This is a genomic window from Candidatus Avelusimicrobium stercoris (assembly GCF_002437085.1).
Lineage (GTDB): Bacteria > Elusimicrobiota > Elusimicrobia > Elusimicrobiales > Elusimicrobiaceae > Avelusimicrobium > Avelusimicrobium stercoris.
The window spans coordinates 14,567-33,572 of record NZ_DJOA01000031.1 but is presented as its reverse complement, the minus strand read 5'-3'; the positions used below and the strand labels follow the sequence as shown (position 1 = coordinate 33,572).

The 19,006-nt window shown below is 50.9% G+C and carries 16 protein-coding genes and 1 tRNA gene; 8 read left to right on the top strand and 9 right to left on the bottom strand.

Features of this window, described 5'->3' with window-relative positions; genetic code table 11:
* The first annotated feature begins 4 nt into the window (after positions 1-4).
* From topA to B2118_RS04805, 6 genes are all read left to right on the top strand, one after another.
* Positions 5-2,290, top strand: coding sequence for a type I DNA topoisomerase (gene topA / locus B2118_RS04830; RefSeq protein WP_428053690.1), 2,286 nt, complete (start codon positions 5-7; stop codon positions 2,288-2,290).
* Positions 2,291-2,303: 13 nt separating this feature from the next.
* Positions 2,304-3,191, top strand: coding sequence for a site-specific tyrosine recombinase/integron integrase (gene xerA / locus B2118_RS04825; RefSeq protein ID WP_428053688.1), 888 nt, complete (start codon positions 2,304-2,306; stop codon positions 3,189-3,191).
* On the top strand, positions 3,188-4,159 hold the full coding sequence (locus B2118_RS04820) for an ROK family protein (RefSeq protein WP_428053686.1): 972 nt from the start codon (positions 3,188-3,190) through the stop codon (positions 4,157-4,159). Before xerA ends, B2118_RS04820 begins: the two co-directional genes overlap by 4 nt.
* Positions 4,156-6,354: an LPS export ABC transporter periplasmic protein LptC gene (lptC, locus tag B2118_RS04815; protein ID WP_428053684.1), complete on the top strand. Its 2,199-nt coding sequence runs from the start codon at positions 4,156-4,158 to the stop codon at positions 6,352-6,354. Before B2118_RS04820 ends, lptC begins: the two co-directional genes overlap by 4 nt.
* Positions 6,355-6,357: 3 nt before the next feature.
* Complete coding sequence (locus B2118_RS04810) at positions 6,358-6,927, top strand: thymidine kinase (protein ID WP_428053682.1); 570 nt, start codon at positions 6,358-6,360, stop codon at positions 6,925-6,927.
* Between the two features lie 62 nt (positions 6,928-6,989).
* Entirely contained in the window at positions 6,990-7,808 is an 819-nt protein-coding gene (locus B2118_RS04805; protein WP_428053680.1) for an RDD family protein, read from the top strand.
* Positions 7,809-8,056: 248 nt separating this feature from the next.
* Here the strand turns inward: B2118_RS04805 and B2118_RS04800 are convergent, their stop codons facing one another.
* The 3 genes from B2118_RS04800 to B2118_RS04790 are packed head-to-tail and all read right to left on the bottom strand — an operon-like array spanning position 8,057 to position 10,632.
* Positions 8,057-9,355, bottom strand: coding sequence for a hypothetical protein (locus B2118_RS04800; protein ID WP_428053678.1), 1,299 nt, complete (start codon positions 9,353-9,355; stop codon positions 8,057-8,059).
* A gap of 29 nt (positions 9,356-9,384) precedes the next feature.
* Positions 9,385-10,089, bottom strand: a complete 705-nt coding sequence (locus B2118_RS04795; protein ID WP_428053676.1) for a tetratricopeptide repeat protein — start codon at positions 10,087-10,089, stop codon at positions 9,385-9,387.
* A 33-nt stretch (positions 10,090-10,122) separates the two neighbouring features.
* Positions 10,123-10,632, bottom strand: a complete 510-nt coding sequence (locus B2118_RS04790) for an OmpA family protein (RefSeq protein WP_428053674.1) — start codon at positions 10,630-10,632, stop codon at positions 10,123-10,125.
* Between the two features lie 480 nt (positions 10,633-11,112).
* On the opposite strand from B2118_RS04790, the gene B2118_RS04785 reads away from it, so the two are divergent.
* Entirely contained in the window at positions 11,113-11,601 is a 489-nt protein-coding gene (locus tag B2118_RS04785) for a type IV pilin protein (protein WP_428053672.1), read from the top strand.
* A gap of 90 nt (positions 11,602-11,691) precedes the next feature.
* Here B2118_RS04785 and gatB read toward each other — a convergent pair whose 3' ends face one another.
* Positions 11,692-13,137 (bottom strand): Asp-tRNA(Asn)/Glu-tRNA(Gln) amidotransferase subunit GatB, encoded by a 1,446-nt coding sequence (gene gatB / locus B2118_RS04780; RefSeq protein ID WP_428053670.1) that lies wholly within the window; start codon positions 13,135-13,137, stop codon positions 11,692-11,694.
* Between the two features lie 33 nt (positions 13,138-13,170).
* On the opposite strand from gatB, the gene B2118_RS04775 reads away from it, so the two are divergent.
* A complete protein-coding gene (locus B2118_RS04775; protein ID WP_428053668.1) occupies positions 13,171-14,685 on the top strand; it encodes a lipid II flippase MurJ in 1,515 nt (504 codons plus the stop codon).
* On the opposite strand, the gene B2118_RS04770 is transcribed toward B2118_RS04775, so the two are convergent.
* From B2118_RS04770 to B2118_RS04750, 5 genes are all read right to left on the bottom strand, one after another.
* Positions 14,682-15,860 carry a glycosyltransferase family 9 protein gene (locus B2118_RS04770; RefSeq protein ID WP_428053666.1) on the bottom strand — a complete coding sequence of 393 codons (1,179 nt, stop codon included), beginning with the start codon at positions 15,858-15,860 and terminating at the stop codon, positions 14,682-14,684. The two genes, B2118_RS04775 and B2118_RS04770, sit on opposite strands and share 4 nt — an antisense overlap.
* Positions 15,857-16,924 (bottom strand): glycosyltransferase family 4 protein, encoded by a 1,068-nt coding sequence (locus tag B2118_RS04765; protein ID WP_428053664.1) that lies wholly within the window; start codon positions 16,922-16,924, stop codon positions 15,857-15,859. Before B2118_RS04765 ends, B2118_RS04770 begins: the two co-directional genes overlap by 4 nt.
* 63 nt (positions 16,925-16,987) lie before the next feature.
* The gene (locus B2118_RS04760) at positions 16,988-17,998 is read right to left on the bottom strand and encodes a glycosyltransferase (protein ID WP_428053662.1); all 1,011 of its coding nucleotides are present in this window, start codon (positions 17,996-17,998) and stop codon (positions 16,988-16,990) included.
* Between the two features lie 100 nt (positions 17,999-18,098).
* Positions 18,099-18,172, bottom strand: a tRNA-Met gene (locus tag B2118_RS04755).
* A gap of 58 nt (positions 18,173-18,230) precedes the next feature.
* Positions 18,231-18,797: a type IV pilin protein gene (locus B2118_RS04750; protein WP_428053660.1), complete on the bottom strand. Its 567-nt coding sequence runs from the start codon at positions 18,795-18,797 to the stop codon at positions 18,231-18,233.
* Positions 18,798-19,006: the final 209 nt, after the last annotated feature.

The following is a 19,006-nucleotide window of genomic DNA, read 5'->3' as shown; positions in this document are numbered from 1 at the left end:
AATTATGGCAAGCACCAATGTAAAAGGTAAAAAATTGGTTATTGTGGAGTCTCCCACAAAACAGAAAACCATCAGCAAAATTTTAGGAAACGATTTTATTGTGCGCAGTTCCTTTGGGCACGTACGCGATTTGCCTTCCAAGGATATCGGTGTAGATATTGAGCACGGCTTCAATCCCACTTATGTACCGGTGGAGCGCGCCAAACGGCTGATTGCCGAACTGACCGCCGCGGCCAAAAACGCCAGCGAAATTTACCTCGCTACCGACCCTGACCGCGAGGGCGAAGCCATCGCGTGGCACTTGGTAGAACTGTTAAAACTCCCCAAAGACCGCTATCAGCGTATCTTCTTTCACGAAATTACACCCTCGGCCATTAAGGAATCCTTTGCGCACGCCCGCAAAATTGACGACAATCTCGTCAACGCCCAGCAGGCGCGCCGCATTTTGGACCGCATTGTAGGCTACAAATTATCCCCCCTCTTGTGGAAGAAGATTACCTCCGGCTTGTCCGCGGGGCGCGTGCAGTCCGTAGCCGTGCGGTTGCTAGCCGAACGGGCCAAGGAAATCGCCGAATTTAAAGAACAGGAATACTGGACCATCGGCGCCCAGTTTGAAAAACCCAATGCCGCACCATCCTTTTGGGCGCGTGTAACCAAATGGCAGGGCAAAAATGTAGAGCAAACCACCACGTATAAACTGTTTGCCGAAGATTATAAAGTTAAAACCACCGTTTTTGACAAGCCGGAAAAACTGGCTCCGCTTTCGGACCTGTTAAGAAAGGGCCCCAATGTAGTAGCCAAGGTGGAAAAGAAGGAAGTAAAGCAAAAGCCGAAACCGCCCTTTATTACCAGTTCTATGCAGCAGGATGCGTACAACAAATTGGGCTTTCCTTCCCAAAAAACGATGATGACGGCCCAGCACCTTTACGAAGGTATTGAAATTTCCGGCCAGACCATCGGTCTTATTACCTATATGAGAACGGACTCTTTCAATGTATCCAAACTGTTGCAGGAGCAAACCAAAAAGTTCATCGGAGAGAAATACGGCCCGGCCTTTGTGCCCGCCAAACAGCCTGTTTACAAAAGCAAAGTAATGGGCGCGCAGGAAGCCCACGAGGCTATCCACCCCACCGACGTGCGCCGCACGCCGCAGGCGATGAAACCCTATTTAACCGCCGACCAGTACAAACTGTATGAACTGATTTGGCTTCGCTTTGTGGCCAGCCAAATGGCCGACGCCGTTTTCAATACGGTTTCTATTGATATTGCTTCGGGCGAGGAAAAACAATGTATGCTCCGCGCCAGCGGCCGCACGGTCAAATTTCCGGGCTACTTATCCATTTATAAGGACCAGGATGACGACGCGTCCAACGACGACGCAAATGCCAGCGCTTTGCTGCCGGTGCTTGCCGAGGGCGACGAACTGAAACTGTTAGACATCAAAACCAAGGACCACAAAACCACCCCGCCCCCGTGCTATAACGAAGCCAGTTTGATTAAAACGCTTGAAAAGCACGGCATCGGCCGTCCGTCCACTTATGCGCCGACCATTAAAACGATTTTGGACCGCAAATACATTGCGCGCCAACCCAAAACGAGCAAATTGGTCGCCACGGACCTAGGCATTACGGTTACGGACAGTTTAAAGGATTTCTTTAAGGAAATTATGGACCTTTCCTATACCGCAGGCGTAGAGGAACAATTAGATAAAGTGGCCGAAGGCAGCCAAAAATGGGTCAATCTGCTCTCTGACTTTTATGGCAATTTCAAGCAAGAACTGGCCGAAGCAGACAAGGGAATGCAACGCCCCGCCGCCAAGGAAACGGACGAAAAATGCCCGATTTGCGGCAAAATGATGCTCAAAAAGAGAAGCCGCTTCGGCGAGTATCTCGTTTGCAGCGACCCGGAGTGCAAGGGCAAAATCAATTTGACGAGTTCCGGCGAAAAGGTCCAGCCCGAAAAAACCGACGAAGTCTGCGACAAATGCGGGGCGCCGATGGTAATCCGCACCGGCAGAAGAGGCAAATTTTTGGCCTGCTCGGCTTACCCCAAGTGCAAGAATACATATTCCTTGGACGCCGAAGGGCACAAGGTGGCTTCCACGGGCCCGATTGTTACGGACCGCCTTTGCGAAAAATGCGGCAAACCGATGGTGTTGCGCACCTCTAAACGCGGGGAATTTTTGGGTTGCTCCGGCTATCCCAAATGCAAAACGATTGTAACGGTAACGCCCGAGGAAATCGCGCAGATTAAGGCCGCCCACGCGGCCAAGACGGCCCAAACCAAATAACGGGCAACAAAATATGGAAGAGTGGATTAACGCGTTTTTAAAACGCTTGGAAAACAAAAATTTTTCGTTCCACACTATCCGTGCATACCACGCGGACTTGCAGGAGTTTTTGGCCTTTTTTAAGGCGCGGAAGCAAAACGATTTAAAATATTTTACTTCCGCCAATATCCGTTCTTTTTTAGCCGCCCTGCAAACGCACGAGGATCCCGCGCGCAATACCATTTTGCGCAAGATTGCTTCCTTGCGCAGTTTTGCGGCGTTTTTGCTGGCGGAGGACAAGTTGGAACGTAACCCGTTCAAACTGTTGCCCGCCCCTAAACGGCAAAAGATTTTGCCCAAATTTTTATCCGTGGCGGAAACGGACCGGCTGTTAGACACCGCCGCCCACAGCAAGCATTTTGCCGCGCGGGACAAGGCCCTTTTTGAACTGATGTATTCCAGCGGTCTGCGCCGCAGCGAGGTAACGGGCCTGCGCATAAAGGATGTGGACTATTTTAACGGTCTGGTAAAAGTGTTTGGTAAAGGGTCTAAGGAGCGTTTGGTGCCTGTAACGGATGAAGCGTTAAACGCCTTAAAAATCTATTTGGCCCAGCGAAAGAACCCCCAGCCGGACGATGCGCTCTTTTTAAACAAAAACGGCAAACCGCTGACGGGGGACGGTTTGGCGTACATTTTTAAAAATACGGCCATCCGTTCGCACTTGGCGCGCAAGGTTACCCCGCACAGTTTGCGACACTCGTTTGCCACCCATTTGCTAAATAACGGCTGTGATTTAAGAAGTTTACAAGAGATGTTAGGACACAAAAGTTTGGCGGCTACGCAGGTTTACACCCACGTATCGCTTGAAAAATTAAAAAGCGTGTATAACCACGCTCACCCGGAAAGTAAGGAGAATTTATGATTGGCGTAGGCGTAGATATCGGCGGAACCTTTGTTAAATTATTTGTAATGAACGAACACGGGGAAATCTTCCGCAAAGAAAAAATTGAAACGGATTATTCCAAGGGTTCCAAGGGCTTTATTGCGCAAATCGGCGATTTTATCAACGCTATCCAAAAGGAATTTGCCGACCAGCGCGTAGCCGTGGCCGTGGGCGCTCCGGGGGATGTGGACAACCAAAACGGTGTTCTACGCTATAACCCCAACTTAAAATTTAAAGACGTTACCGACTGGCCAATGGCGGAACAACTGTTTAAGCATACGGGTATCCGCCCCGTTATCGCCAACGACGCCACCTTGGCCGCTTGGGGCGTGTACGAAGCCGATTTAAAACGCCAAGGCACCAATGTCCTCGTAGTTACGCTGGGCACGGGTGTAGGCGGCGGGATGATTATCAATAAAGAACTTTACCAAGGCTCCAACGGTACCGCGGGTGAAATCGGGCACACAAAAATTGCCGATTTAACCACCGGCCCCTTGTGCGGGTGCGGCGCGCGCGGGTGTTTGGAAGCGTTTGTCGGCACGATTGGCATTAAACGCCGGGTGTATGATGCAATCGTGGACTACCCCGACTCCATTTTGGCCCAAATGGTTAAAGCAGAAGCGGATTTTAAAATAGAAATCGTCTCCCGCGCCACCGAAAAAGGCTGTAAGGCCGCTTTAAAGGTGTGGGAAGATACCGGGTATTACTTGGGTGTGGGCCTTGCCAACTTTATGCTCGTGCTAGACGTAGATACCATTGTGCTGACGGGCGGCGTGTCCGGCGCAGCCAAATATTTTATGCCCGCCGTCAAACGCGTATTGGATGCCCAGCCGTTCAAAACGCCGTTTAAACGCTTGAAACTGCTCGTTTCGCAAAACCCCAACATCGGCGGAGTAGGGGCGGCAATGTACGCCATTTACCGCGCCCAAAAAGAAAATTTACAATGAAACGCTTTTCTCCTTTGTTCTTGCTGGCTTGTTTGTGTTTCGCCGTGCCCGGGTGGGGCTCGGACAATGTTTTGCCCGCGCCCGACAGCGACGCCTTTGTCTATTTCACGGCGGACAAAGCCACCGTGGAACCCAACGACAAAAAAGTAAATCTTTCGGGCAACGTAACCGTCATCCAAAAGACCCAAGACGGCAAAAAACGCACCGTAACGGGCGAAAATATTTCGCTGGACCAAGCCAACACGCAAATTACGTCCGTCGGGCCAATGAAGGTAGAAGACGGTTTGGGCGGCGTATTGGAAGGGAATAATATTTCCGTCAATTACACCACAAAAGATTTTACGGCGGAAAATATTTCCACCGAATATCCCCCCCTGCGCATTTTGTCCGCCAAGGAAATGTCCTCGCAAAACGGTAAACAGACCCTGCGCGGGGCCACCGTAACCTGCTGTGATAAAGCCGACCCGCACTATACGCTTTCCGTCGGCAAGTTGACCGTTTCGCCGCAAAAGCGCGTGTTCGGCACCAACGCTGTATTGCGCTTGGACGGCTTCCCGGTATTTTATCTGCCCGTATTTTGGCGCTCGCTGGATTCCCAAAAACCGTGGACCACTTATGTAGAATTTACCCAAAGCAATAAAACGGGCTTTGGTATTATGACGTCCACCGTCTTCCAGCCCTTTTTGCAACTGCGCCCTAAACTGAATTTGGACTACTATACCAAATCCTCGTTCGGCTTTGGCGGAGAACTGACCGCCGTACAATCCGACACGTTACGCGGAAGCGGCGAAGTGTATTACATTAATGACAAAGCCGATAACGACGAAATAGACCTCGCCAGCACGAAACGCTGGGGCGTGCAAGGCGGCTACTGGTGGGAAATGTACGACTCGTCCGACCATTTCAATAACCCCACCGGCGCGCTGTACCAGTTTCAAACGCAATTCCGTATGGTGTCCGACCCGTATTTTTATGACACCTTCTTCCGCGGTAACCCGTATATTTTTATGCCGGACCAAGAGACAAACTTCTCTTTGGCGCGCCAAACCCGCCGCTCTACGCTGCGCGTAAGTTACCAGCAAAAGGATATTTTTGACTGGAACAAAAAGGAATTTATGGCGGAAAAGCGCGTTCTGCCGGAAATCAAATACGCGCTGCTGCCGTTTAACGATCCCTTGTTAAAAGCCTCGCACCACTTGGAAGTGGATTTTAACAACACCTCCACTTTGCAATATAAAAACGGTATTCCCAACGAGGAAGGCCCCTACCAACGCCAAGCCCACGCCAAGTGGACGACGGAAAAAGCCCTGCGCCTTTCCCGCGGGCTGACGTTTACGCCGCAGGTGTTTTACGACCAAACCGTTACCTTTGCTGACAGTCAATATAAGGACGGCAAGGACGCCTGGGTGGGCCGCATTGGCACCCAGTTAAATATGCAGACGCATACCTTCTTGGGCTCTACGGATTTCGGCTACCAATTTACCAAGCGCCTTTCCACAGGCACGATTACTTCGGATCAGGTTTCGCACGATAAAGGCATTGAAAAAAACCGCCTGTATTTAACCAATTATTACCGCCCGACCTTTAACACCTATGTCCGCTTTAAAACGGGGTTTGACCTTTCGGACTATACATACAGTTTAAAGGACGGCTTCGGCTACGAGCAAAACTGGAAGCACTTAAAATCCCGCATAGAGCCGCTCCTGTTGGAGTGGGGTTACAACTCGCCGGACGGCGCGGTAAGTTTCTTTGTGCAGGACCAGTACGACTTGGAAGAAAAGAACGTCAGTTTTATCGCCCAGTCCAACTTTGTTTATAAAAACCAGTTAATCGGTTTGGGACTCAACAACTTTGCCGACTATATTGACCCCGGCTCTAAATACGAAACAAATTCCGACCGCTACACCGTTACAACCACTTGGGGTATCCGCCCCGCCAGCGGCAAATGGTTTGCGGACCTGGGGATAGATGCGGTACTGTTCCGCGGCAGTTTAGTAGGCTTTAACAAACTCATCCGCGTTTCGCGCGATTTCCACGACGCGCGCCTGGAATTTACCGTGCGCGACCGCAACCAAAACTTATCGTTTGCGTTCCGCATTAACATTTTGTGCGGGGGCGACAAGCGCGCCCAAGCCCAACTGCCCGAGGACACCTATTGGTATCCGTGGCGCGGGCAAGGAGATTTAAGAGATTAAAAAATGGCTAATCCGTTAATATATCACAAACAAGGTTGGATAGAAGTAATCTGCGGGTGTATGTTCTCCGGCAAGACGGAGGAACTCATCCGCCGCGTGCGCATTGCGCTTATCGCCCGGCAAAAGGTGCAGTTGTTCAATTCCAAGATTGACACGCGCTACGGCATTGACAGCATTACCAGCCACAACCAAAACAAGGTGGCGGCCACGTGCGTAAAGTCGTCGTCCGAAATTTTGCCGCTGGTGGAAAAGGACACGCAAGTTATCGCCATAGACGAGATTAATTTCTTTGATTTTGGTATTGTAGAAGTATGCAACAAACTGGCTAAGGCCGGCAAGCGCGTAATTGTAGCCGGGCTAGATACCGACTACCGCGCCGAACCGTTTGAAGTAACGGCCGCCCTCTTGGCGCAGGCCGAATACGTTACCAAAAACCTGGCCGTCTGCACCAAGTGCGGCAATCCGGCCAGTTTCACGCAACGTATCAGCAAAGACAAAAAGCGCATTGTAGTAGGCACAACAGACGCCTATCAGGCCCGTTGCCGCCGCTGCTACAAAAAACCGCGCAAATAAGTGATTTGGGGCTGTTAAACGCATTTTAAAACGCACGGCCCACATAAAAAGGAGAAAAAACTATGAACGCACCGTATATCGGGTTTTGGAAACGCGCCGTCGCTTTTGTGATTGACGGTATTTTAGTGGCTATTCCGCCAGCCGTCATTTGCGTACCGCTGATGATGTGGCAAGGCGTAAAACTCAGCCAAGCCACCGAAGACACCGCCGCCGGAACGCTGGCGGTAATGGTTGCCATTTACATTTTGTGGCAAGTGTTGGGCGCTATTTCGTACTGGCTTTATTTTGCCTTGCTGGAAAGCGGCGCCAAACAAGCAACCTTCGGCAAACGCATTATGGGGATTAAGGTAATCGGCAAAGACGGCGGACGCATCGGCTTTGGCCGCGCGACGGGCCGCACCTTTGCTAAAATTCTGTCCTATGTTACCGTGTACATCGGCTACGTAATGGCCGGGCTTACCAACCGCAAACGCGCCTTGCACGATTATATTGCGGAAACGTATGTTGTCCGCGCGGACTTCCAGCCCGGAGACGAACTGCCCGATACGCCGTCCCACCCGTGGTGGTTGGCTATTATCAGCCTGTTCTTAATTTTGGGCTTGGGCGCCTTGTTGCTCGTTGGGGCGCTGGCGCAAGAAAACCCCGCCACCAAGGCTGGGCAGGCCGTTATTATGATGCAGGCTATTGATGAAAATGCCGAAATGGAAGATATGGATATTAACGACATCTGGTACTCCAAGGATGAAGACGGTTTGAGAGCCTCCTTTGAAGTCAACGATGACGCCTATACTATCTTTTTGCCCAAGGGCTCCAAAGAGGCTTGCTGCGAGGAATACCCCAACGCTGATTGTGAGGAAACGGGTCTTTCCGTCTGCAAATAACAAGCATTTAATTTAGTATAACCGCCCCTAGCATTTTTGCCGGGGGCGGTTTTTATTGCTACACGGGGAATTTTAATCACAACAAGAGCCCGTAAATAAACTACGGGATACGCCCCCACGGGGCAGGAACGCTGTCCGCTGGCCCTTTAAAAATCCCAGGCCCCATAAAAACCTCATTTCGTACCCAACTTGCGCATAAAAAATCCCCGGAGCACAAACCCCGGGGATTTTTATATATTCCAACTAAATTAAAAACTCCAATGCGGCGTAAAGGAGTCGCCCTTTAAGTCCGCAAGCAGGTGCGGCGCGCTGCCGTCCATATCCATCATATACAACTGGCGTTTGCCGTTGCGCGTGGTAGTGAACGCGATAAAGCGGCCGTCCGGCGACCAAGTCGGGTCCTCATTGGAACCCGCATCGGTGGTCAAGCGGCGGATTTGCGTACCCGTTAAGTCCACCAAAAAGATATCCATCGGGTGATAGGGCGATTCACGCCCCGTGAACACAATCCACTCCCCGGTGGGCGACCATTGGGGGCTGTCGGACCAGTTAAAGGTTTTCGTCAGCGGGCGGGTTTCGCCGGTGGCAAGTTCCATTACATAAATTTGCGGGTTGCCCGCGCGGTTGGACACAAAGGTAATATACTTACCGTCGGGTGAATAGGACGGGGAACCGTCCACCGAGGCCTTATTGGTAATGCGGGTTTTGGCGTGCGTTTCCAAGTTGTAAATATAAATGCTCGGGTTCGTTCCGCCGGAACTGGTAAAGGCCAAGGCCTTGCCGTCGGGCGAAACACCGCCGATAAGCGACAAGCCGCCGCGGATAATCACCGGGGCGATTTTCCCCGCGCGCAAGTCAATCGCAAAGATATCCGGGTTTTTATATTTATAAGTGGTATAGAAGATTTTGCCGTCCTTGGACCAGCGGGGCAAAATGGCGATACTCTTGTCGTTGGTTAATTTCTGCAAGTTCTCGCCGTCGTAATCCACTACATAAATTTCTTTGTGGCGGGTGGAGTTGTTGGCAAAAGCAATTTTGGTATCGGCAATGCCGCGTTTGCCCATTAAGGCGGAGACAATCTGGTCCGAAGCGATATGCGCCAGTCTGCGCAGGCTGCTTTCGGTACCCTTGAACGCCTTGGCAAAAACGGACGTGCGGGTAGAAATATCGTAAACGTAAATTTTAATTGTAAAGTACGGGGCCGCATAAGTGATATCACCCGCCAGCAAATAACTGGCGTGGGCCGCGCCCCATTGGTTTAACTGCTGGCTTAAATGCTGGGAATTAAAGGCCGGGCCGTCCTCGGTAACGTCAAAATAGCGGGCAAACAGCAAATCCGCACGCATTACGTCGTGCACCAACGCGGCGGCGGGCTGGGCCTTTTCGTCCGTATAGCGGAAGGGCGGCATACCGATAGCCGGCAGGCGTTTATCCCCCACCGAGGTAATGCCGATATACACATCCGTCTTGGGCTGGGCCGCCATTACGCGCCCCGCAAAAGTGATAAGAACCCCTGCAATAAGTAAAAGGGAAAACAGTTTTTTCATAATAAAAAGGAACCGCGCGTTACACGCGTTTATTTGATTTTGGCCAACTCGGCTTTGGCTTTTTTAGCCTCGGGCGAAGCCGGGAAATCCTGCACAACGGAGGACAAATAGCGTTTGGCTTCGTCTTTTTTGCCAAGGGGCACAATGGACAGCGCGTATTTCAACCGCGCCGACGGAATTAATTTGCTTTTCGGAAATTTTTGCAGCAAGGTGGCGTAAGCAACCGCCCCGGGTTTGGTTTGCCCCGCGGCAATGTACGCATCGCCCATATACATATAGGCTTGTTCCACGTTTTCGCTGTCCGGGTATTTGGAAATGTAGAGTTTAAAGCCCATTGCGGCGGGCTCGTAAGCGCCTTTATCCAAGTGGCTCTTGGCTTCGGCAAACAAATCCGAGGGCAACAAGGCGGCCGGCTGGGCGGCTTGTGCATTTTCCGCTTGGGCCGCGGCGGCGGGAGCCGTGCGGACAGAGACGGACAAATCGTCCAACTTGGCGGACAATTTGTTAATTTGCGCATCTACCTGGGCCAAATTTTCGTTGGAAGCGGACAAATTGCTGTTGAGTTCGTCCATTTTCCCGGCGAGTTCGGCTTGGTTGGCTTGCATTTGCACAATCGTGGCGTTAAGTTCCTGCAACTGCAATTTGAGCGTGCTCATATCCCGCTCGCTGGCGATGCAGCCGGACAACAAAAAGCCCGAACCTGCCATAAAAAGTAGTTTAGTAACATTTTTCATTTTGGGTCCGGGCTCCTTATTCAAAACAAGCGATTAGTTGACTTTAAGCAACGTATCGGCTCTGCGGTTTTGCGCCCAGCAGGACTGGGTGGCTTCGTAGCAGACCGGTTTTTCTTCGCCGTAAGATACGGTGGTAATGTTAGCGGCCGGAATACCGAGGCGCACGTAATACGCTTTCACTTCGTCGGCGCGTTTCTGGCCGAGGGCGATGTTGTAAGCGATGGTGCCTCTGTCGTCGCAGTTACCTTCTACGGTTACTTGATAGGAAGCGGCAGACGCGGCGGCTTTAATGGCCTTCACGTTGGCTTCTACAATTTTGCGGGCATCGGAGGACAGGCTGTATTTGTCCAAAGCGAAATGCACCACACCCAAAGAAACTTCTTGGGCGGGAACTTCCGTTACCGTTTCGGTTTCTTCAATTACCATTTCGGTACCGGCACCGGCAGTCAGGTCGGCGTTGGCGTCATCTTTTACGTTCTTTTTGCAGGCGGTCAAGCCGGCGGCCAAGGCCAGAACCAAAACAACTTTGAGTAAGTTTTTCATTTCTTTCTCCTAATAGGTATTTACTTCTACACATAAATGATAGCAACTTTTAACCCCCCGGGTCAAATAGGACTCCCCTCTTACGCGCTGCCTCTATGTGTGTTTTTATGGTAGCGTTTTATGCGCCGTTTGGCACGGGCTGTTTTGGGTTAGTTGGCACAAACACACAAAAAGGATAAATTTGTTAGAATAACTATATATTTACGGCAAGGAGATGGCTGTTAAAACGGGCCTTACACGCCCTGTTACAATTTGAATCTGTTTTTGGCGCCCCGCAAGGGGTAAGCTTTTGAACATTCAAAGGCATACGCTAATCCAAAAACAGCACGTTATAGGCACAATCCGGGCGGACTAATTACCCGCGCGGGTTGTGCCGAGTGCTTTCCGTTTATTTAAACGGGAGGCCACGGCTGTTTTGTTTGGGTTATTAGCGTAGCTCATCCACAACAGCCGTTTTTTATTGCCTGCAAGGAGACTATAATGAAACAAGGTTTTACATTAATGGAATTATTAGTAGTGGTGCTGATTATTGGAATTTTGGCCGCGGTGGCCGTACCGCAATACCAACTGGCAGTAGATAAAGCCCGCTTTACAGAAATACAAACAATCGGTAAAAAATTAAGCGAAATGATAGAACTTTATTACCTTTCCACCGGGAAATACCCCGACTACTGGGCCGACCTAGACATTACACTACCGGGGTGCCAGGAAGAAGGGAAACTGTATGATTTGATTTGTCAAAAAAACCGCTGGGATTTAAATGCGGGCTCTTTTAGCGGGTGGGATAGTTTAACCCGTGGCACTGACAATAACCCTGCTGGGCACAACATTGTGTATTACCATTATTTTAAATATACCGATCAATATACGGAGAACCAGCGCGGCAAAACGAGTTGTTTAGGAGCAAGTGAGCGCGGAAAAAAACTCTGCAAAAACCTTTGTGGGGCTGACGCCTGCTACTTGGAATAATCTTCGTCATCCCCAAGGATTGGACTATTATACAGCAGAAAAAGCCGGCCCCGAAAAAGGCCGGCTTTTTAAACTTTGCTGGGCGGATACTTACGCGAGCAACTTGCCTAACAACTGGCTGATAATGCGCGGGTTGGCTTTGCCTTTGCTGAGTTTCATTACGCCCCCCACCAATGCGCCGATGGCGGCCTTGTTGCCTTTTTTATAATCGGCCACGGCCTTGGGGTTGGCCTCAATGGCGGCCTTGGCCCAAGCCTCTAATTGCCCCTCGTCGCTCACCTGCGCCATACCGCGTTTTTGCACCACGGCGGCCGGGGCTTCGCCCGTCTTCCAAATTTCGTCAAACACTTCGCGGCCCTGTTTGCGGTTGATTTTGCCGCTTTCCACCAGTTCCAAGAGTTCCGCCAAGCGGGCGGCCGGAATAGGCGAATCTTGGATTTCCTTCTTTTCGGCGTTTAACACGCCCAACAGGTCGGTTTGAATCCAGTTAGAGGCCGTCTTTAAAGACACTTTTCCGCCCTTTACCACTTCTTCAAAATAGGCGGCAATTTCGCGCGAACTCGTCAGCACGCCCGCATCGTAAGCGGACAAGCCGGCTTTCATAAAGCGTGCTTCCTTGGCACCCGGCAATTCGGGCATATGGGCCTTTACATTTTCCAGCCAGTCGTGTTTTAACACCACGGGCGGCAAATCCGGTTCCGGGAAATAGCGGTAATCCAACGCGTCCTCTTTGGAGCGCATCGGCTTGGTAACCAGTTCTTCTTTATCCCACAGGCGGGTTTCCTGCTTTACCTGTCCGCCCGCGTTTAAAATTTCCGTCTGGCGGTTGATTTCGTAGTTAAGCGCGTCTCTGACGGCTTTAAACGAGTTTAAATTTTTGATTTCCGCGCGCGTGCCGAATTTCTCCTGTCCTTTGGGGCGCAAGGAAATGTTCACGTCCACACGCAGTTCGCCCTTTTCCATATCGCAGTTGGAAGCGCCTACCCAGCGCATTAAGCGTTTGATTTCGGTCAAATAGGCATAGGCTTCATCGGGCGAGCGCAAATCGGGCATAGACACGATTTCCAACAACGGGCACCCAGCGCGGTTATAGTCCACCAAGGAGTGATCTGCAAAGTGGGAGGATTTGGCGGCGTCCTCTTCCAAGTGCGCGTGGTGAATACCAATGCGCTTTTTTTGCAAATTTTCTTTGGGACCAAACGTAATTTCAATATAGCCCGCGCCGTTAATCGGCTCTTCGTTTTGGGTAATCTGGTAGCCCTTGGGCAAATCCGGATAGAAATAATGTTTGCGCGAGAACGAGGAATATTCGTTCGTTTTGCAATTCATAGAAAGCCCCGCACGCACCGCAAGTTCCAGGGCCCCTTCCGTTAGTACGGGTAATACGCCCGGATGTCCGGCGCAAACAGGGCAAATGGCGGTGTTGGGCTTGGTTTCATCGCCCACGCCGTTGGGGCAAGAACAAAACAACTTGGTTTTGCTTCCGAGCTGGACGTGTATTTCCAACCCGATAACAGGTTCAAATTCAGTATTCACGATAATATCTCCTAAATTATTATAATATCAAATATGGTTCATCTTTTTAAGCCCACTTCCTATTCTTTCGGCGCCGCGCTGGCCGTGGGGGCCACGCTGGCGTGGAAACTGGTATCGTTTGCCAACGCGCTTTTAATTGCCCTTTATTTCGGCGCAGGCAAGACGACCGACGTGTATTTTTATCTCATTATGATAATGGGATTTGGGCTAACGTTTTTACAGCGGATGAACGCCGCCGTCATCATCCCGGAGGCAATGGCGCAGGACGCCAAAACCCCACACGGCGGGCGGGCCCTTTTAAACAGGTTCTTATATTTCTATATTTTGCTGGCGGCTGTGCTAACGGCGGCGGGGTTCTTCTGCCCGGTGGCGCTAGGAAAACTTTTATCCCGTTTTGACCTTGCCCAACTGACGGCAGAGCGCGGACTGATTTCGCTCGGCTTTTTGTTATTCGGTTTGCAACTGCTAGTTGCCTATTTAACCGCCGTGTTGGAAATGTACCGCCGCTTTACCGCCGCTCTGTTTACCCCGCTAAACGCCCTGCTGCCCTTTATTTGCCTGCTGTGTTTTGGGCGCACCTGTGGCATAGTCAGTATGATATACGGCTTTTTGGCGGCCAATGCGGTACAGGCAATCGTCTTTCTATGCGCGCTAAAAAAAGAACTCAACTGGTCCTTTGGCGTGCACGGCGCAGGCTGGCACAAAAAATTGACGGCAAACCTCGTTAGCAACCAAGCCATTGAACTGGCGAACATCGTCAGCAGCGTGCTTCCGCTTTATTTACTCAGCGGATTTTCTGCCGGGATGGTCAGCGCGCTTAACTATGCGCGGCAACTGTCCGACTCGCCGACTGAAATTTTTACGCTCCGCGTTACCAATGTTTCCAAAATCCAATTAACCGAAAGCGCCGCCCAAAACGATTGGAACCAATTAAACCGGGATTTTTTAACCACCCAGCATTTTGTGCTTTTTTTACTTACGCCGCTCTCGGTATTTACTTGTTTTTACGCGCCTGAAATCATTTCGCTCTTTTTTGAGCGCGGGAACTTTACCCCACAGGACGTACACGGCGCGGCCAACTTTTTGCGCCCGTTAATGGCGATGATGTGGTTTATGGGGCCTATTTTAATGCAAAACAATGTGGTGGCGGCGGGCCGGAAGGTGAAGGAAAGCCTGCCCTATGCGCTGGCGGGAATTATCTTATTTATCGTATTGGTGCCGTTTACAATGAGGGTGTTCGGCGCGTATGCGTACCCGTACACACAGGCGGGGTGCTGCGCGGTGAGTTTGTTTATTAATTATTTACTCTTTAAAAAGCATTTTCCGCAAGTGGAATATATGTATTCTCTGCGGGCGGCGGCACGGTTAGTGGCCGTAAACATTTTGGCGCTTTTCCCCTCGGCCTTATATGCGTTTTTCGGCCCGCGCACCAATGTGTTTTTTACACTTCTTTTCGGCGGAATTATCTTTCTAGGGGCGCTTTGGTTTTTGGCCCGCAAAAGCGGCGACTGGGCACTGTTTACGCGCCAATTTAAAAACCGCTTTTAACGCGCCAATATTTTTTTGAGTGCTTTTAAGGCGTCTTGCGCGCGGACGGCTTCGGTACACGGGGCCGCTTTATGCCCCAGCGGACAAGTGAACACCCAATCCGCCGTGCTCCACATACAACCGCCGCACGGCCCGGCCGCTAAATTGATATTTTTAGCATAGCCGAAAAACTCTTGGTCCGTCGGACCGAAGATAACCACGCTTCTTACATCTAAATACTGCGCCAGTTGCACGAGACCGCTCTCCGTATCAATATGCGCCTTGGCCCCCTGTAAGAGGGATGGCACATCCGAAAGCGGCGTTTTGCCCACTAAATTAAAATCGGCTTCCTCGTAAACCGGGCTGTTTTTGCCCCCCAATTGTACGAGTTTAATTTGCGGAAATTGCCGCTTAAACAAACGGAAGAACTCGCACCAGCGCACCGCCGGCCAAGCGCGCGTGGGGCGTTTATCCTCCACCGTTTGCGCGGAACTTGTCCCGTCGTGAAAGGTAATATAAGGCACACCGGATAAGCCGTATTTTTCCAAAATTTTAGGCTCCGTTTTCAAACGACGAGTTTCGTCGTGCGGCAAGGCAAGCCCGCCCGTATAGGACAGTAAATCAAACCGCCGCCCGCCCCAAGCATACAGCCAACGGCCCAAGGCGGCCTCGGTCAAAAACGGGTCATCTAATAGTTCGCCCAAGTTGTTTTGGGCTTCCTGCGCGCGCTCAAATGCTGGGAGAAAGGTAGGAGCCAACCGCCCAATACGCGCAGCGTCCGCGTGCAAAAATTTAGCCGTCAAACACACCTGAACAACCAAATCGTAATCCGCCCAATGGATTTTTCCGTCTGGCAAAATAGTGGTGTTATCATCTCCGCCAAACAGCGTTTTGGCCACGTCCGGCAGTTGCGCATAAATAAAAAACTGCGCTTCGGGCATTTGCTCCCGGTACGCCAGCACCAGCCGCCGCGCACACGCGCCGTCTCCCAACCCGCCGGCCAGCCAAAACAGCACGCGCAACTTTTCACCCGGAGAAACCGTGCGGCCCCCGTGGCGCAATTTAGAAAGGAAATTCTTTTTTGCTTGGCTCCACTTCATCACCCAGCGCACCAAACGGCTATCCCGCCCGCGCAGGCCAAGCGCTTGCTTTAAATCCAACAGGCTAATTTTAATATGCGGCTCGTCAAAATTCATTTTACAGCATCCTTACATAAATTTTCATAGGCGTTTAAATAGTTATCAAGCGAAAACCGCTCCACCACCGACCGCGCCTGTGCGCCAAAACGTGCGCGCTTTTCGGTATCCGCCATTAATTCGGCCAGTTTGGCGGCCAGTTGGTCGGTATGATTTTGCTTGACCAAAAAGCCGTCCGTACCGTTACGGATAATCACGTCCGGCCCCGTGCAGGCAAAACTGACCGCTGGCAATCCCGATGCCATTGCTTCCAGCAATACCATTGGAAAACCCTCCGCACGCGAGGACATTGCATACAAATCTGCGTGCTGATAAACGGCCGCCAAGCCTTTTACGGGCGGTACAAATTGCACGCTGGCTTGGATATCTAGCGTATCGGTCAAGCCCTTTAATTCCGCTTCGTCCGGCCCGGCCCCAATCACGCACAAACGCCAATTTGGAAAATCGTCGCACACGCGCCGCCAAGCCTGCAACAAGCGGTCAAAACCCTTTTGTTTAACGAGCCGCCCCACTGCCAGTACATATTTTTTGTCGGGCGCCAAAAACGCGGGGCGCGGATAGGTTTGCGTAGCCGCGGGCATTGCAGGGTTATAGACCACGCTTACGCGCCACTTGGGGAAATACATTGCCAAGAACTTGCGGTCCCGCTCGGACAGTACCGTTACGCGGCTGGCGCGCGCCAACAAAAAGTTGCGCAACACCTGCCATTTGCGCGAATATTCCAAGTGCCGCACGTCCAAATGGTCGGCATAAATATAGGGTACTCGTAAAAGCCAACAGGCGGCCAAGACGCTAATGGTCATAAAACTGATAACCGCGTCCGGGCGCGTATCCGCAACCGCGCGCATTAAACGGTACAATCGCGGAAAACCGCCCCAAAAGCCGGACTCCTTAAAGGCTCCCAAATGCTCCCGCACGCGCACCACGGAAGCGGGCGTTTGGTAAAAATCCGGCACGGAATCATCCAGCGTCAGCAGGGTTACCCGGTGCCCGCGCGCGGCAAGCCCCGCGCATAAATACGTCATTACGCGCTCCGCTCCGCCACCGCCCAAGGTTCCTATCACACAAGTAATCCGCAAGGTAAACTCCGTATAAAAAGCCCGGCCTAAAAATGTGCCGGGCAATAATTAATCAAGCAACTGCGCAAACGCGCGGACAAAATCTTCAAACGGATATTTGTCTTTTAATTTGCTGGCTTCCACCGCCAAGCCCACACGCTTGCCCCAGTTTACCATTAACTCATCCAAGGCAATGGTAAAGGGTTCTTCTTCACCCGCGTTTACAATAAGGCCGTTAATGCCGTTGGCCACCAATGCCGTAACAGGAGCGGATTCGCACGCCACGCACGGCAATTTGCTTGCCATAGCATCCAGCAGGATATCGGCTTCCGCCGGGTTTAAGGCTGGGTACGCAAAGATATCCGCATTGCGCAACAGGCTGTACACGTCCGTTTGCGCGGGTACAATTTCGGTGCTGGCCTGCAAGTGATTTTTATCAATAAATTTTTGTAAGGCAGCCTTGCTGGTGCCGTCTCCCACAATAGTTAAGTGCCAAGTCGTATGCGCCGGGGCCAAGCGCGCCCAAGTTTTAAGCAGGTTATCAAAGCCGCTTTCCTTGGCTAATTTGCCCACGGCCACGATGTTATTTTCCTTTTTAAAGAAGGCGGGTTTGTTGTAATTATAATGCTCCACCCACACGGCAGGATTGGTAACTTCCTGCACTTTAAGGCCTGTATAAGCCTTTTTATTAAGCGGTTTGTCCGAGGTTTTAATTACAAATACCTGTTTGGCCTTTTTGAGCAAGGTCTTTTTGTCTTTGGACGGTTTATCCTCTTTAAAGCCTTCGTTTTCGGCATAGGCAAACGGCAACCCCGCTTCCTGCGCCGCCGCACAGCCGGACAAATTCATAAACGAAATTACAAAATCGGCGTGTTCCTTTTTAAGCGCGCTAGCCAAGGTTTTGGGTTTGGCTGTTGCCGTATATTCGTAAACGGGCAAAGATGTGGCGGCTTTCAATTTTCCCTTTACGCAAGCCAGCGTAACCTGAAAGCCTTTTTGCCGTAATTCCTCGCCCAGTTTTACCCCCAAGCGGGCGGCGGTAAAGTGTTTATTCCCGCCAATAAAAATACATATGTTCATTTCATCCTCCTAACTTAAACCCTTATACAATTCTTTTCTATTGTACATAAAAAACAGGCATAAAAAAACCGCCCTGTAAGGGCGGTAATCATAGAAAACATTGCGGGGACTGGATTTGAACCAGTGATCTCAAGGTTATGGGCCTTGCGAGATACCAGGCTTCTCTACCCCGCAATGTTATTATAACACTTTGGGACAAGAAATGCAAACAGATATAGAAAAATTTTTTCGGCTACGGCAAACGATATTCCGCACTGCTACCACTAACCAGCGTGCCACCCATACTTTTGCAAACACGGTGCGCCAAAGAGGAAGAAATATCATTAACAACACAATGCCGCTCGCCCGCGTAAGTAGGACTATTCTCTAAATATTGAGAATATCTAATAGTATAGGCCCCATTTAAATATACCCGCCCGTCAATGCGGTCTTCTTGACTACCACTGTGCCAAGCGCCCCCGGCATTATAATCGTACCAAATGTTTCCGCAATTTAATTGCCCGGCACCGACTTGTCTGCATCCGCTCACATCCGAAATATCAAGTAGCGTAATATCGTCCGGCGCGTAGGCTCCGTTGGCTAAATAATACACCTCGGCCGCATTGGCAATCGTTTTGACGGTGGCCATTGTGCTGGACAGACGGCTTTTTAACACAGCCACCTGATACTCCGGCACCGCCACCGCCGCCAAAATACCGATAATGAGCACAACGACTAATAGTTCTATAAGGGTAAATCCACGGCTAACAACCCAAGATGTAGATCCTGAAACAAGTTCAGGATGACCTCCTTTTTTCATAACGATGGCATTCCCGAGTGTGGGGCGGCCCGCAGGGTTCGGGAATCTGCCGTTGCCGTTATGGTTGTCATCCCAGGCGTGGACCTGGGATCCAGTCTGTTTATTAGAAAAACTCTTTATTTTATTCCTAGATTCCAGGTTCCCGCTTGTATGCGGGCCCTGGAATGACAATAAAGTATTCATAAAACCTTTCATTTTTTCTCCTTGTT

What these genes read in the sequence shown, in the direction of transcription:
- topA (WP_428053690.1), top strand. Translation starts at nt 5, where the DNA reads ATGGCAAGCACCAATGTAAAAGGTAAAAAATTGGTTATTGTGGAGTCT.
- xerA (WP_428053688.1), top strand. Translation starts at nt 2,304, where the DNA reads ATGGAAGAGTGGATTAACGCGTTTTTAAAACGCTTGGAAAACAAAAAT.
- B2118_RS04820 (WP_428053686.1), top strand. Translation starts at nt 3,188, where the DNA reads ATGATTGGCGTAGGCGTAGATATCGGCGGAACCTTTGTTAAATTATTT.
- lptC (WP_428053684.1), top strand. Translation starts at nt 4,156, where the DNA reads ATGAAACGCTTTTCTCCTTTGTTCTTGCTGGCTTGTTTGTGTTTCGCC.
- B2118_RS04810 (WP_428053682.1), top strand. Translation starts at nt 6,358, where the DNA reads ATGGCTAATCCGTTAATATATCACAAACAAGGTTGGATAGAAGTAATC.
- B2118_RS04805 (WP_428053680.1), top strand. Translation starts at nt 6,990, where the DNA reads ATGAACGCACCGTATATCGGGTTTTGGAAACGCGCCGTCGCTTTTGTG.
- B2118_RS04800 (WP_428053678.1), bottom strand. Translation starts at nt 9,355, where the DNA reads ATGAAAAAACTGTTTTCCCTTTTACTTATTGCAGGGGTTCTTATCACT.
- B2118_RS04795 (WP_428053676.1), bottom strand. Translation starts at nt 10,089, where the DNA reads ATGAAAAATGTTACTAAACTACTTTTTATGGCAGGTTCGGGCTTTTTG.
- B2118_RS04790 (WP_428053674.1), bottom strand. Translation starts at nt 10,632, where the DNA reads ATGAAAAACTTACTCAAAGTTGTTTTGGTTCTGGCCTTGGCCGCCGGC.
- B2118_RS04785 (WP_428053672.1), top strand. Translation starts at nt 11,113, where the DNA reads ATGAAACAAGGTTTTACATTAATGGAATTATTAGTAGTGGTGCTGATT.
- B2118_RS04775 (WP_428053668.1), top strand. Translation starts at nt 13,171, where the DNA reads ATGGTTCATCTTTTTAAGCCCACTTCCTATTCTTTCGGCGCCGCGCTG.
- B2118_RS04770 (WP_428053666.1), bottom strand. Translation starts at nt 15,860, where the DNA reads ATGAATTTTGACGAGCCGCATATTAAAATTAGCCTGTTGGATTTAAAG.
- B2118_RS04760 (WP_428053662.1), bottom strand. Translation starts at nt 17,998, where the DNA reads ATGAACATATGTATTTTTATTGGCGGGAATAAACACTTTACCGCCGCC.
- B2118_RS04750 (WP_428053660.1), bottom strand. Translation starts at nt 18,797, where the DNA reads ATGAAAAAAGGAGGTCATCCTGAACTTGTTTCAGGATCTACATCTTGG.